The organism is Marinomonas sp. G8-14 (genome assembly GCF_055808935.1).
This window is the reverse complement of record NZ_CM147891.1, coordinates 1486494-1499432: the sequence shown is the minus strand read 5'-3', so window position 1 is coordinate 1499432 and position 12939 is coordinate 1486494. Positions and strand designations below refer to the sequence as shown.

At 42.0% G+C, this 12939-nt stretch carries 12 protein-coding genes; 6 read left to right on the top strand and 6 right to left on the bottom strand.

Annotated elements, in window-relative coordinates:
- The first annotated feature begins 19 nt into the window (after positions 1-19).
- Positions 20-1027 (top strand): MsnO8 family LLM class oxidoreductase, encoded by a 1008-nt coding sequence (locus tag AC0L6V_RS07700; RefSeq protein ID WP_265220764.1) that lies wholly within the window; start codon positions 20-22, stop codon positions 1025-1027.
- Between the two features lie 86 nt (positions 1028-1113).
- Here AC0L6V_RS07700 and AC0L6V_RS07695 read toward each other — a convergent pair whose 3' ends face one another.
- Both AC0L6V_RS07695 and AC0L6V_RS07690 read right to left on the bottom strand, forming a co-directional pair.
- A complete protein-coding gene (locus AC0L6V_RS07695) occupies positions 1114-2337 on the bottom strand; it encodes an MFS transporter (RefSeq protein ID WP_265220765.1) in 1224 nt (407 codons plus the stop codon).
- A gap of 24 nt (positions 2338-2361) precedes the next feature.
- A complete protein-coding gene (locus AC0L6V_RS07690; protein ID WP_409419630.1) occupies positions 2362-3951 on the bottom strand; it encodes a GMC family oxidoreductase in 1590 nt (529 codons plus the stop codon).
- Between the two features lie 238 nt (positions 3952-4189).
- Here AC0L6V_RS07690 and AC0L6V_RS07685 point away from each other — a divergent pair, with 238 nt between their 5' ends.
- On the top strand, positions 4190-5140 hold the full coding sequence (locus AC0L6V_RS07685) for a helix-turn-helix domain-containing protein (protein WP_265220768.1): 951 nt from the start codon (positions 4190-4192) through the stop codon (positions 5138-5140).
- Positions 5141-5162: 22 nt separating this feature from the next.
- Here the strand turns inward: AC0L6V_RS07685 and hpaR are convergent, their stop codons facing one another.
- From hpaR to AC0L6V_RS07665, 4 genes are all read right to left on the bottom strand, one after another.
- Positions 5163-5585: a homoprotocatechuate degradation operon regulator HpaR gene (gene hpaR, locus AC0L6V_RS07680; protein ID WP_409419629.1), complete on the bottom strand. Its 423-nt coding sequence runs from the start codon at positions 5583-5585 to the stop codon at positions 5163-5165.
- A gap of 53 nt (positions 5586-5638) precedes the next feature.
- On the bottom strand, positions 5639-6823 hold the full coding sequence (locus tag AC0L6V_RS07675) for an MFS transporter (protein WP_265220770.1): 1185 nt from the start codon (positions 6821-6823) through the stop codon (positions 5639-5641).
- Between the two features lie 84 nt (positions 6824-6907).
- Entirely contained in the window at positions 6908-7858 is a 951-nt protein-coding gene (locus AC0L6V_RS07670) for a p-hydroxyphenylacetate 3-hydroxylase reductase component (RefSeq protein ID WP_418138895.1), read from the bottom strand.
- The gene (locus AC0L6V_RS07665; protein ID WP_418138894.1) at positions 7848-9104 is read right to left on the bottom strand and encodes a p-hydroxyphenylacetate 3-hydroxylase oxygenase component; all 1257 of its coding nucleotides are present in this window, start codon (positions 9102-9104) and stop codon (positions 7848-7850) included. Before AC0L6V_RS07665 ends, AC0L6V_RS07670 begins: the two co-directional genes overlap by 11 nt.
- A 373-nt stretch (positions 9105-9477) precedes the next feature.
- Here AC0L6V_RS07665 and AC0L6V_RS07660 point away from each other — a divergent pair, with 373 nt between their 5' ends.
- From AC0L6V_RS07660 to AC0L6V_RS07645, 4 genes are read left to right on the top strand one after another with little or no spacing between them, the layout of a single operon-like run.
- Positions 9478-10434, top strand: a complete 957-nt coding sequence (locus AC0L6V_RS07660; RefSeq protein WP_409419627.1) for a tripartite tricarboxylate transporter substrate binding protein — start codon at positions 9478-9480, stop codon at positions 10432-10434.
- Positions 10435-10486: 52 nt separating this feature from the next.
- Entirely contained in the window at positions 10487-11845 is a 1359-nt protein-coding gene (locus AC0L6V_RS07655; RefSeq protein WP_265220774.1) for an aldehyde dehydrogenase family protein, read from the top strand.
- 58 nt (positions 11846-11903) lie between these two features.
- Positions 11904-12416: a universal stress protein gene (locus AC0L6V_RS07650; RefSeq protein WP_265220775.1), complete on the top strand. Its 513-nt coding sequence runs from the start codon at positions 11904-11906 to the stop codon at positions 12414-12416.
- 30 nt (positions 12417-12446) lie between these two features.
- Positions 12447-12932, top strand: a complete 486-nt coding sequence (locus AC0L6V_RS07645) for a hypothetical protein (protein ID WP_418138893.1) — start codon at positions 12447-12449, stop codon at positions 12930-12932.
- Positions 12933-12939: the final 7 nt, after the last annotated feature.

Here is a 12939-nt window from a genome sequence, read left to right as displayed (position 1 = left end):
TTGATAAAGAGACGGTATCATGAATATAAAACTCTCGGTTGTTGACCAAACGCCAGTGCATGGGTTGCACAGTAAAAAAGATGCGCCTTTGTTAACGGTTGAATTAGCTAAACATTGTGATGAATGGAATTACCATCGTTATTGGGTTGCAGAACATCATGACAGCGTGCATTTCGCGAATCCTTGCCCTGAGATCTTAGTTGCGCATTTGGCCAGTATTACACAACGTATCAAAGTCGGTAGTGGCGGTGTGATGCTATCTAACTATAGTCCATTAAAAGTGGCAGAGTGCTTTTCTATGCTGGCGTCACTTTTTCCTGGACGTATTGATCTTGGTGTTGGGCGTGCTCCAGGTGGGTCCGCAATGACGTCTGCCGCTTTAGCCTTTCCCAATAAAGTCTTGAACGGCCAGTTTTATGCTGAGCAAGCAGATCTGCTAGCAAGCTTTATTCACGGGACGTTTAAAGATAATCATCCTTTTAGCTCAATTCGTGTCATGCCAGAAGTAGGTGATGTACCGGATTTATGGATGCTGGGGTCAAGTGGTGGTAGTGCTGAGTTGGCTGGGCAGTTAGGCTATCATTTGGCTTTAGCGCGATTTATTGATTCTGAAAATTGTCATCCACGTATCTTTGATGCGCACCAAAAAGCGTGGCAACAAGCGGGTCATGAACATCCGCTTCAGCGAATGTTGGCGATTGCGTGTATTTGTGCAGAGACAGAAGAGGAGGCAAAACTTCGAGCAGGAACTGCTGTGTATCGTAAGTTCGCTACCCATATAGGGCAGCGAGAAGATTTTTTGACACCTACCCAAGTTCGCGACAGATACCAGTCAATGCCAGTATCCCATCAAGCTTTATTTGATCGTATTGAAGCCAGTTATACGATTGGGACACCAGAGCAGTGCTGGGCTGAAATGGAATCTCTTGTTAAGACTTTTTCTATTGAAGAGTTTTCTCTTGTGACTGTGACATATAGCCAAGCGGATCGTTTAGATAGTTACCGTTTGTTGGCAAAAAACTTATAGAAAGTGGCATTTTATAATGCGTCAAAATAAAAAACAGGCTGATTCATCAGCCTGTTTAAACACCTAATCATTTTATAAACTAAGAACTATGCGGCACTTAATTGAGCTTTGTTGACTTTAACGGGGGCTGTTTCTGTTAGGAACAGCGATAGCAGTAAGGCCATGAATGACCCCGCAGCCGCAATCCACATGACAATTTGAAGACCATAAGCATCGGCAGCAAAGCCAGCAACTACAGGTGTAATAAATCCACCAAATAGCTCACCAATTCCCATAATCAAACCGAGCGCCGTTGCCACTTGTGTAGATGGAACGGTTTCAGCCGGAATGGTTGCCATGAATAAAGTAAAACAGCCAAGTCCAGTGTAGGTCAGGAAGATTAGCGGAAGCATAGTGTTAGCGTCATCAACAAACAGTAAAACCATTGGACACAAAGTGGCAATCATGGTGAACAAAATTAACGTAGGTTTGCGGCCAAATCGGTCAGATAAAGCAGAAACAATAAACCCCCATACCATCCAAGCAAAACCGAGGCTGGTCATAATGCCTCCCATGACCTCAGGACTAAACCCTTTTAATTGCATCAGATAGGTTGGTGTGAAGGATACTAAGGTGATAAACCAAGAGATGTAAAAGCAAGAAATCAGGATACAAAGTAAGATGTTCTTATTTTTCAATAAGGTTTTTATGTCTGCTTTGTTGCCAATAGCGTGGCTGCTTTGCATCTCTTTGTGTACATGTTTGTTTCGTACGAAGAGCATCATCAAGGCGGCAATGATTAGACCCGGAATAATGGTGGCGTAAAAAGCACTGCGCCAGCCGTAATCTGTTGCAATCCAAATAAGCACCGGAGGCGCAATAACCGCACCGATTAATCCTGGCGCTGAGGCATTAACCAAGCCCATATTTAAGCCTCGGCGTTTTGGTGATGATGCGGCTGCCAATAATGATTGTGAAATGGGGAGCACAGGTCCTTCGGCAACGCCCATCAGACCACGGAATATGAGTAGGCTAATGAAGCTGGTTACCATGCCGGATAGTGCAGAGCAAAGCGTAAAAGCGATAACCGATAATATGAGAATGTATTTTTTTGATTCCTTGCGATCAGCATAGGCTCCCAGTGTCATGCCTGATATGGCCCACATTAACGATAGGGCAGAAGAGAGCATGCCTAAATGGCTGTTATTTAAGTCCAAATCCTTTGCGATAAAAGGAAACAAAAAAGACAGCGCTAAGCGGTCAAAAAAGACAAAGCCAAACCCTATAAAGAGAATGACAAGTAGGCGATTTTCATAAGAGTTTATTTTCATTATTAGATCTCTCTTTCGTTATTGTTATTCGTTGTTGAGAATAAATTCAGCGCAACGCTCTGCGATCATAATGGTCGGAGCGTTAGTGTTACCTGATACAATGGTCGGCATAATAGAGGCATCGCAGATGCGTACACCTTTTACCCCATTAACACGGAGCTTAGTATCGACGACGGCTTGCTCATCAGAGCCCATACGGCAAGTGCCAACAGGGTGATAAACGGTTTTAGCGTGGCTGCGAATATGTGCTTCGATTTCAGCGTCTGAAATATCTTCTTTGGAGGAGGGACGAAGTTCTTCGCTGATTAGTTCAGCCATGGCTGGCGCACGTATAATCTTACGAGCCAGTTTTACTCCTCGGATAAGGGTATCTACGTCGTCACGGTGTGATAACGCACCGCTTTCGAAAATCATTGAGTCTTTCGGGTCTGCACTGCGTAGTCGAGCGAATCCTCGGGATTTAGGTCGTAAGAAACAAGGGTTGATGGAAATGCCGTGACCTTCTATAGGCTCGCGGTCCACGTCACCAACCAAAGTAGGTAGCACATGGAATTGAATATCAGGACGACCGCAATTGCTGGTATCAACAAAGCCTCCGGATTCAACCACGTTAGACGTCAATAAACCTGTTTTAAAACAAGTCCATTGGAAACCATAAGACAGTGCTTTAAGGCCTTTATCACTGCCCAGTAAGCTAATTGGTTGCTTAGTACGCCCATAGATACTGACTTCTAGATGATCTTGATAGTTCTCTCCCACTTCTGGAGAATCGTACAGCGTTGATATGCCGTGTTGGGACAGTTGATTTTTTGGACCGATACCTGACAGCATTAAAATTTTGGGGGTTGATAATGCGCCAGCGGTTAAGATGATTTCTTTCTTCACAGAGAGTATTTCTATCTTGCCCGACTCATTACGCAACTCAATGCCTGTCGCATTGTTATCACCATCAAAGATAATCTTGTTAACGTAACACCCAGTTCGAATTTCTAAGTTTGGCGCGTTTTCAACCTCTTTTAGGTAAGTTGAAGCGGTGCTACCACGGCGTCCATCAAAGGTGGTTGTGTGGTAGAAACCAACTCCATCTTGTTTTTCGCCATTAAAGTCATCGTTATAAGGAATGCCGGTTTGTTGCGCCGCTTTTAAAAAAGCTTGGCTTAGAGGATGCCGGAAACGAGTGTCGCTGACACGCAAGGGACCATTTGTACCGTGGAAGGGTTCGCTTAGACGCATATGGTTTTCTGAGCGCTTGAAGCTGGCTAGGACATTATCCCAACCCCAACCATCGCAGCCGTTGCGTTCCCACTCATCATAGTCTTCCTTCTGACCGCGGATATAAAGCATAGCATTGATTGAGCTGCCTCCACCGAGTGTGCGACCTTGTGGAACATAGGTTTTTCGTCCACCTGCGTCAGGTTGTGGCTCGCTCTCGTAGACAACAGACCGTTTTGAGCCAATAACACGAATGAAAGTGGCTGGCATATGAACGAATATAGAATCGTCTTTTGGGCCATCTTCCAGTAAAACGACTTGAAAACCTGCTTTTACAAGTCTATGCGTCACAGTGCAACCGGATGAGCCACCGCCCACCACGATGAAATCAATAGACTTCATGAGTAAACCTCTCGATCTTATTATTGTGTTTGAATTTTTATGTGTATGAGCATAGAGGTTTACTGAGAGGGAAAATTGACTTGATCGGACGGGCAATTTTACTCTATCGGACATTTTTAGTCGGCATCATATGTTCAAAATACTTAACATGTTTACTAAGTGATTGTCGAGAGGTATGATCAAAGCCAGATTATCTAGATATTCATCCTTAAAAAACAAAAACTATATCGAGGGATTTATGTCGTTCTCAGCACAAGTGCGAGTCTCCACTCGAGATATAGACCTTATGTCTCGACGTCATTATTGGGAAGAGGCCGTTAACCAATATATGATTCATATTGATTGTCCTATCGCTTCGAATTTAGCATTAGAAGCCGAATTACGACATTCACACGGTGACATTATTAGCATCAATCATATTGAAGCGAATGGACATTCTGTGCAACGCAGTCGCACTGATATTGATGAAGATGGTCGCGATGCCTTTTTCATTTGTTTAATGACAAAGGGGAATGGTTATTCGTATCAAGGTATGGATTGCGCGAGTCATATGCCAGGAGATATGGTTATTTATGATACGGCAAAACCCTATGGGCATGGTTTTCCGAATAATATGGGGATGTATGTATTAGGTGTTCCTCGCATTATTGCTGAACGAGAGTTCGGCATTATTGATAATCTCATTAAAATAGACCGTCATTTACAGTGTGGCACCTCATCAACAAGCGCTATTTTTAAATTATTAGAGAGTAATATTGATAGTCATCACAATTTTCAGTTAAAAACAGAAGAGGTGATGCATCATATTCAAGTTCTGTCTGGACTGCATGGTGCAAAATTCAATCAGAAAAACCGGAATTTATTGTTTTTCAAATGCAAGGCATTTATCGAACAGCATTTAACGTCAGCGGATTTAAATACAGATATGGTCAGTCGTCATTTGTTTGTGTCGTGCCGTCAAATAGCCCGAGCGTTTGAAGCCCATGGTATGACGATGAGCCGATACATATGGCAATCAAGATTGAATAAAAGCCGTGATGATATTTTAAATTTAGACAATTTGAGTATTACGGATATCGCTTATAAGTGGGGGTTTAGTCACTCTTCGCATTTCAGTCGTGCCTATAAACAGTATTTTAATGAATCACCTCAAGAAACCAGAAAACGAAAAAGACAGCTCTTGGTATAGGAGTTGTCTTTTGATGGACTGCTTAACTTTCCAGTGCGATGACGTCACTTAATAGTCGACTAAGTTCTTTTAATTTGTCTTCGCCGAGTTTTTCTTTGATTCGTTGATAAGCTGCATCGACTTCTGGACGAAATTTTTTAACCGTTTCATTCCCCTTTGGCGTTAATGAAAGTAGGGAAATACGTTGATCTATTGGGGATTTTTTGCGTATTAAAAAGCCATCTTCTTCAAAGCGCGTGATAATGCGTGTCAAACTTGGGCTAAGAATACAGCATAGGTGCGCCAGTTGTTTTGCCTCTAACTCTTCATGATCGTTTAACACACGTAAGACTCGCCATTGCTGTTCTGTAAAGCCTGCTTTTTGTAGGACAGGTCTAAAAAAAGTCATGGATGATTCACGGGCTCTTAATAATTGCAGTGTCAGGGAGTCTTCTAATCTTTTCATGTAATCTCGATAATATCTAAAATTATGGTGTTGATAGCATCAAATACGCTTTCCTAAAAAAATATTAGCGCATGGTCTGTTGCTATCTTCTTGTTACGATAGTTTTGTGCGTAACACTTTGCTAAAAGTGTACATCCTAAGATGGCAAAGGCAATCATAGATGGATGCAAATCCATCATTAACGGCACGGCTTGGGCAAAAACCGCTCCAAAGCTTAGTTGAAGAAAGCCTATCAGTCCTGCAGCCATACCTGCTAATTTATCAGCAGCGCCAATCGCAGCACTTTGGTAACTTGGTTGGCTAATTCCACGGCCTAGTGTTACCACAGACATGGGTAAAAAAAGGCTCGCAAAACTAGTTGGTAAACTGATTTGTAGTATCAATAAAATACTAGCCCCAAGTAAGCAAAGACTGTTTCCAAGCTGGATTGATTGGTCTAAGGAAAGGCGCTTATTTAACAAGGTACTCATATACCCACCTAGCATAAAGGTACCCGATATCAGAATAAACCAATAGCCGTAAGCTAGATTATTCTCGCTCAAACCTTTGGTTAGATGTGGGGAGGCACTTATAAAGAGATAAAAACAAAGTGCTATGAAGGTATTTGCCATGGTGTAACGGCTAAAAGAATGTTGACGAATCAAGCTCATATAATGATTAAGCATCATTGAAAGGGTGAGCTTTTGTGGCTGTTCAAACGCAGGCTTAATCAATTTGAGGCTGAATAGTAGCAATATTGCGCCTTGAATGGCGGAAAATGCAAAGATGGCTTGCCAACCTATGTGGGTATTGAGCGTGCTGCCAACCAAAGGTGCGATACTTTGTGAAAATGCAATGGCCATCACGATATAACCCATTTGTTGAGCGGCTCGGTCTTTGCCTGAGCTGGCAACCAATAAGGCTCTCGCCATTGACATACTAAATGCACCACCAATGCCTTGTAAAATACGACCTAGTAGCATTAACCATAAGCTGTTTGTTATGAGGGCGACCAAGCCACCTACAATAAAAGTTGAAATTCCTAAGAGAATGGTCGAGCGATTACCAAGTTTAGTGATTACCGCACCGACAGAAAATTGCCCTAGTGCAAGTGCTGCTAAATAGAGTGAGTAATTTAACTGCACCATTGATGAATCTATATCCAGTTGCTCCGCGATTGCTGGCAAAGCAGGTAGCATTGCATTAAGTGCGATAGGGCTACACATAGCCAGAAAAATGAAATAGGCGATAGGAATCATGGGAAACTTAACTAGTTAAATAAATCCAGTATACAGACATAAAAAAATCCCACGAGGGGATTTTTTAGCTTTTTACCAAACATGTTAATGAATAGTGGCTATTGCTGCTATGTTGGGTTTTAAGACAGTTGAGTTAATAGCTGATGTAGCTGTTGCTTGAACTTCGTGAGCCTCGTCTTCTTCCAACTTAGAAAAGATATCTTTTTGCTGTTGGTCTGATATTGCCCATAAGCGCTCAGCCATATCATGGCCTTTTTCGGTTAGGGCTAGTTCACCATTGATTAAGCCAAAACTTTTCAAGCTTTCGACACTTTCAACGACATCGACCGATGGGATGGTGACGAGATGGGTTAAATCTTCAATGGTAATTCCAGTTGTGTCACTTAATACCAGCAATAAGCGAGCTTCACTGGTGCTAAGGCCAGTCGCAGACTGCTTTGGTAAATAGTTTTCTTGAACTTTTTGCAGGACTTTATGCATAAGATAAATGGCGCTGTCATGCAGGCGAGCAAGTGTTTTGTCTGATGCAAGGTTTTGAGCCGGAGTTTTAGCTCCTGTGAAGGGAATCGCCCCCGCATAGCTACCTTGCACATAAAGTAACGGTGCACGGCCATAGTTTGCGAATTCAACGACTTTGCCAATCATGATCCAATGATCACCACCGTCGACAACTTGGTATTTTTCACATTGAAAATTAGCCGCTGTATTGATGAGTAAAGGAGCACCACCAACCCCAGACAGTGTCTCAATATTCGCAAATTTATCGTCGCTTGGTTTGGCAAAATTATTGGATAAATCAATTTGATCCGCGGCCAAAATATTGACAGCAAAATGGTCTGAATTTTCAAACACAGCATAACTGCTTGATGTTTTAACTATGCTCCACAGTACCAGCGGCGGATCAAGAGATACAGAGTTAAAGCTATTGGCTGTCACACCAACTTGCTTACCATCAGCGGATTTAGCGGTAATAACGGTAACACCTGTTGCAAAGTTGCCAAGGCAACGACGGAATTCTTTAGGGTCAAAGCTCATAGGATTCTCTCTTATTCTTATGTGTATTCAGATCTAACCATGATAAGTCATGGTTAGATCTCAGTGTGTCAATATTTAAAGTAGGGACGGATCTGGTTCTAAGCCCATAACTTCTCGACCGATAATTTGTGCGCAAACATCGTAGTCTGTATAAGCATGAGCCTCCGCACATATGACAATCTCGGAATAGTCTTTGTGCTTCTTTGTCTAATAGCCAGTTGTTGGCTCCAATGGCATTAAATAGGCGATCAACGGCTTCGATACACATTTTGACTGCATAAGCTTGGTTTGTTCTCCAATGAGCCAACGTGTAACGATCTGGGTAACGATGAGCTTCAGCGTATTCTGCATGTTCTTCCCAGGTTTTTTCTAAAAAGGCGCGAGCCGCCAAGATTTGATGGGTTGATTCGCCAGTACGAAGGATCGCCGGGATAGCGGCATGAACCTTCGCTCCGGTATAAGCTCGAACACGGTTAGATGTCACTTCTTTGTAGACTTCTAACATTCTCTCCGCTGTACCCAGCGCCATAGCCGCAAATCCAGAGGCAAAGTAAGGGCGGTATGGAGAGTAGAAAAGCTTACTGTCTGGGTATAAGCCATAACCAGCAGATTTACCTTCCATCATGTCTTTGGCTTTTTGGATGCGATGCTCTGGTACAAAGGCGTTTTTGATAAGCAACGTTTTTGTGCCTGAGCCTTTCATTGCCATCGAGTACCAGTCGTCCTCGATGTTGTAATCTGAGGCAGGAATAACCGCAAAGCAGTAATCTTTTGCTCCTTCGGCATTGTCACGTAAAAAGCCCACTATTGCCCATTGTGCGTGGTCACAGCCACTACTCCACTTCATTTCACCATTAAAAATAATGCCGCCATCGGTTTCTTCATATCTACCAAACGGCGCAATACTGCTGCTTGCCATTGCATCTGGATTGTCTTTCCAGACTTCGTCTTGGAGTTGTTTTGGGAACATTGCGATTTGATGATTATGCGTACAAAGCAAACTAAAAGCCCAGGCGGTACTACAGCATGCGCCTGCTAATGCTGCGATACAGTCACCGAATTCAGGTAGGGATATTTCGTAACCACCATAAGCTTTAGGGAGAAAGGCTTTATGCAATCCTACTTTTTGCAGTAGCTCTATGTTTTCGGTAGGTACTTTTCTAAGTTCTTCTGCTTTGTCTGCATTTTTAGCAATCTCAGGTAATACCTTTTTTAGCTCTTCTAATAGTGGGTTTTGACGTTTCATGCACTGTGTCCTCTTATTTTTTTTGTCTTTAGTTCACACAGTATTGATATTCGGTGGTCTTAAATGAATGTGCTTTTTAAGCAAAGTTTGGGACTTTTCTAGAAAAAAAATTTTATTATTGTCTCGTTGTAAAAAAAACGAGCTGAGTGATATAAAATACTTGAAATTAGTTAACATGTTCACTAATTTGTTATCTTCTTGAGGAAATAAAGTGCATGGATTTTTACAACATGGCTGCTTAGTCAACTTTAACATGACTGCTTAGTCAATTTTGTAAAAGCGTATGAGGGATAAAAATATCCCTATAGGGACATAGAAGGCGTTAATTTGAGAGAGTAGTTTTGATGTGTATTATTAAAAAGGAACGATAAAAATGAAAAAACAAATATCTTATGCTTTAAAAGTAATAGCCGCTTCTACTTTGTTGATTTCGACTGTTGCAAGTACGGTTTCTATTGCCGCTGATTATCCTAATCGTCCAGTTAAGTTCATTGTTCCATGGCCTCCTGGTGATTTGGAAGATGTATTGACTCGCGTTATCGCCGAAGAAATGTCAAAAGAAACCGGTGTGCCTGCGAGTGTAGTCAACAAACCAGGTGGTGGCGGTGTACTAGGGGCCACAACGGTTGCGCAATCTCGTCCTGATGGTAGTGTAATAGGTTCATTTGTCGTCGACTTGGTAACAAGTCAGGTTGTTGGGGGCAATGCTCCATATGCTGCTGATGCCTTTGTTCCTGTCGGCATTTTCTTGGATTACCCATTTGTTTTGGCGGTTAAGTCAGATGCACCTTACAGTACTCTAACGGAATTGGCTGAATATGCCAAAACACATGATGTCTCTTTAGGGCACTTTGGTTATGAAGCAACGCCCACTGCCATTACTTTTCAGGCAGCGAAAAAATTAGGCTTTAAATTTGCCTCTGATTCTGCTTTTGATGCTTTAGATTGCTCTGTGTTAGCTAATGGTGATGCGGATGTTATTAATACAACAACGCAGCAGATTCTTCCTTGTTTAGATTCAAAAGACGTGAAAGTGTTAAGTTCTTACACTTTCAAGCGTTTGTCAATTCTTCCACAAGTGCCAACTTTGAACGAAGAAACTGGCATTTCTCAAACACTGTGGAATGGTTTGTTTGTTAAAAAAGGCACCCCCCAACCTATTATCGATAAAATTGCTGCGATTGCAGAAACCGCTCTTCAGTCACCCGATGTGCTGAAGTTGCAAGAAAATACGGGGGCTGGCGTGTATTGGACAAACGATAAAGATGCACAAAAATTGATCACTCTAGATTTCGAAAATGCAAAAAAATTAGTCTCTGAAATAAAGTAACTATTAATTTACGTGCTTCAAATTGCTCAAAATAAAAAGAATGGTGGAAAACATGGTTTTAGACATTATTAATCCAGCGACTAAGCAAGTTTATAAGTCAATTCAGACATCTACGGTAGATGATGTAAATGACTCTGTCGAAAAGGCCAAGGTGGCCTTTAAACAGTGGAGTGCAAAATCACATGAGGAGCGTACTGCGGCCTTGCATAATGTGGCGAATGCCATAGAGGCAGCAGCACCTGAGTTGGCTGAAATTATTACAGCAGAGCAAGGAAAGCCTCTGTTTCTTGCTCAGTTTGAAGTAGGTGGAGCAGTGGGCTGGACTCACTACAATGCGGATTTAAAGCTGGATCCTGAGGTGCTTGAAGACAGTGATGAGCGTCGTGTTGAGGTACATCGTATGCCTGTTGGCGTTGTTGCCTCAATTACACCTTGGAACTGGCCTTTAATGATTGCTATTTGGCATATTATGCCAGCTCTTCGTGCCGGCAATAGTGTGGTGATAAAACCTTCTTCTCTCACGCCAATCAATACACTGCGTTTAGTCGATATTATTAATGAGCACACAATGCCTAACTTGGTGCAGTGTGTCATCGGTGAAAAAGAAGTTGGTGAGCCTTTGGTGTCCCATCCAGATGTTAAAAAAGTTGTCTTTACCGGTTCAACACCTGTTGGCAAGCGTATTGCCTCTTTGGTGGCTGGTGATCTTAAAAAGGTGACGTTGGAATTGGGTGGTAATGACGCAGGTATTGTTTTAGAAAATGCCAATGTTGATAAAATCGCAGAAAAGATTTTTATGACGTCTTTTGTCAATATGGGTCAAACCTGCGCATGTCTGAAGCGTCTTTATGTCCACCGTTCTAAATATGAAGCGCTATGTGATGCTCTTGTAAAAATAGCCGCTGCACAGGTTGTTGGTAATGGTATGAAAGAGGGTGTGACGTTCGGCCCGGTACAAAACGTGAATCAGTATGAAAAAGTGAAAGCGATGATTGCTGATGCTCGCGAGTCTGGTGCGGAAGTGATTGCTGCAGAGTTGCCATCTGGTTTAGATGGTTACTTTATTGCTCCAACTATTATCAAAAACCCACAGCATAATATTGATGTTGTTTGTCATGAACAATTTGGTCCGGTGCTTCCGGTTATTCCTTACGATGATCTTAATGATGTCATGTCAAAAGCCATTCATGAAGAATTTGCTTTAGGCGGTTCTGTTTGGGGTGAGCCTTGTGATGAGCTTGACTGGGTTGTGAGCCAACTTGATTCGGGAACAGTCTGGGTAAATAACCATGCAGAAGTACTCCCTCATGTGCCATTTGGAGGCAATAAGTCTTCTGGATTAGGTGTTGAGTTTGGTATGGAAGGCTTGTTAGAGAACACTGTTCGTAAGGTTGTTAATCGCGCGAAGTAAGTTCCAATGCTGAGATCCAGTCTTCTTTTCAGATGACTGGATCTTTGGAGTCCAATAAATGCGAAATATTTTATACGCGTCTGATTTGGAGCAGGGTAGTAGGGTTGTTTTACATGCTGCTTTAGAACAGGCCTCTTTGACTAAAGGAAAGATTTTTTTCCTACATGTTTCTGAACAATTTCATCGTGGTAATGATGATTCATTCGGAGGCTTTAAATTAAAGAAAGCGCATGATGCGCATCTCGAATCACTAAAGGAAGAATTACGAAGCTACATGAAACAACGAATCCATAACTTTGTTGCGGAAGAGTTGAATGATGTTGATTTTGACGAAGACAGTATTGAAGTGGTCGTTCGTTTTGGTGATCCGGCGAAAAAAATTGTTGATACAGTGAAAGATGTTGGAGCCAGCATGTTGGTGATGGGTGACCGTCGTGTTAACGCATTATCGCGAATGTTTCTAGGTTCTACTGCACAAAAGGTGATTCACAATACAACGGTCCCTGTTTTGATCGTCCCTATTTCTAATACTGTTTCTAACCGTAAGCGAGGGGATCACAATGGAATATGAAAATCGCAAGTCCAAGCTATTTTTTTGGTAATGACCCTCATCAGTTGCTATCTAATCTTTTCTTATCAAGGCCATACAGTAGAGATTAAGCGTGATCATGGTTGGTATACTCAACCTTATGTTGCGCCATTGTTTGGTTTAGGTTTATTGGCTTTTTTTTCGTTTATCAAATTGCTGTTGGTGATTAAACCAATAGAGGGAGAAAAAGGCTTAATAGATAGTTTAGTGGAAAGCTTAGGTGAGTATCGAGTTGTACTGATTACTGCCGTTCTTTTCTTTTTTTATGTCAACATTATCACGATGGTAGGCTTTGCTATATCAACCACATTATTTGTCTTATCCATTGTCTGGTTAAGTCGTTTATTGTCGCCAATTTGGGTATTGAATACTCTTATAGCGGTTGCGCTAATTATTCTTATTTTTAGGGTTGGGGTGAATATCTGGATACCAGATGTAGTCTTGTATGAAAAGCTATTCAGCGAGCAAACCCTTTGGTTCATGAACAAATATTTTTAGAGATTTC

Excerpts from the sequence above, each read along its gene's own strand:
- AC0L6V_RS07670 (WP_418138895.1), bottom strand. The coding sequence starts at position 7,858 with ATGAGCTTTGACCCTAAAGAATTCCGTCGTTGCCTTGGCAACTTTGCA.
- AC0L6V_RS07685 (WP_265220768.1), top strand. The coding sequence starts at position 4,190 with ATGTCGTTCTCAGCACAAGTGCGAGTCTCCACTCGAGATATAGACCTT.
- AC0L6V_RS07645 (WP_418138893.1), top strand. The coding sequence starts at position 12,447 with ATGACCCTCATCAGTTGCTATCTAATCTTTTCTTATCAAGGCCATACA.
- AC0L6V_RS07650 (WP_265220775.1), top strand. The coding sequence starts at position 11,904 with ATGCGAAATATTTTATACGCGTCTGATTTGGAGCAGGGTAGTAGGGTT.
- AC0L6V_RS07665 (WP_418138894.1), bottom strand. The coding sequence starts at position 9,104 with ATGAAACGTCAAAACCCACTATTAGAAGAGCTAAAAAAGGTATTACCT.
- AC0L6V_RS07675 (WP_265220770.1), bottom strand. The coding sequence starts at position 6,823 with ATGATTCCTATCGCCTATTTCATTTTTCTGGCTATGTGTAGCCCTATC.
- AC0L6V_RS07700 (WP_265220764.1), top strand. The coding sequence starts at position 20 with ATGAATATAAAACTCTCGGTTGTTGACCAAACGCCAGTGCATGGGTTG.
- hpaR (WP_409419629.1), bottom strand. The coding sequence starts at position 5,585 with ATGAAAAGATTAGAAGACTCCCTGACACTGCAATTATTAAGAGCCCGT.
- AC0L6V_RS07660 (WP_409419627.1), top strand. The coding sequence starts at position 9,478 with ATGAAAAAACAAATATCTTATGCTTTAAAAGTAATAGCCGCTTCTACT.
- AC0L6V_RS07655 (WP_265220774.1), top strand. The coding sequence starts at position 10,487 with ATGGTTTTAGACATTATTAATCCAGCGACTAAGCAAGTTTATAAGTCA.
- AC0L6V_RS07690 (WP_409419630.1), bottom strand. The coding sequence starts at position 3,951 with ATGAAGTCTATTGATTTCATCGTGGTGGGCGGTGGCTCATCCGGTTGC.
- AC0L6V_RS07695 (WP_265220765.1), bottom strand. The coding sequence starts at position 2,337 with ATGAAAATAAACTCTTATGAAAATCGCCTACTTGTCATTCTCTTTATA.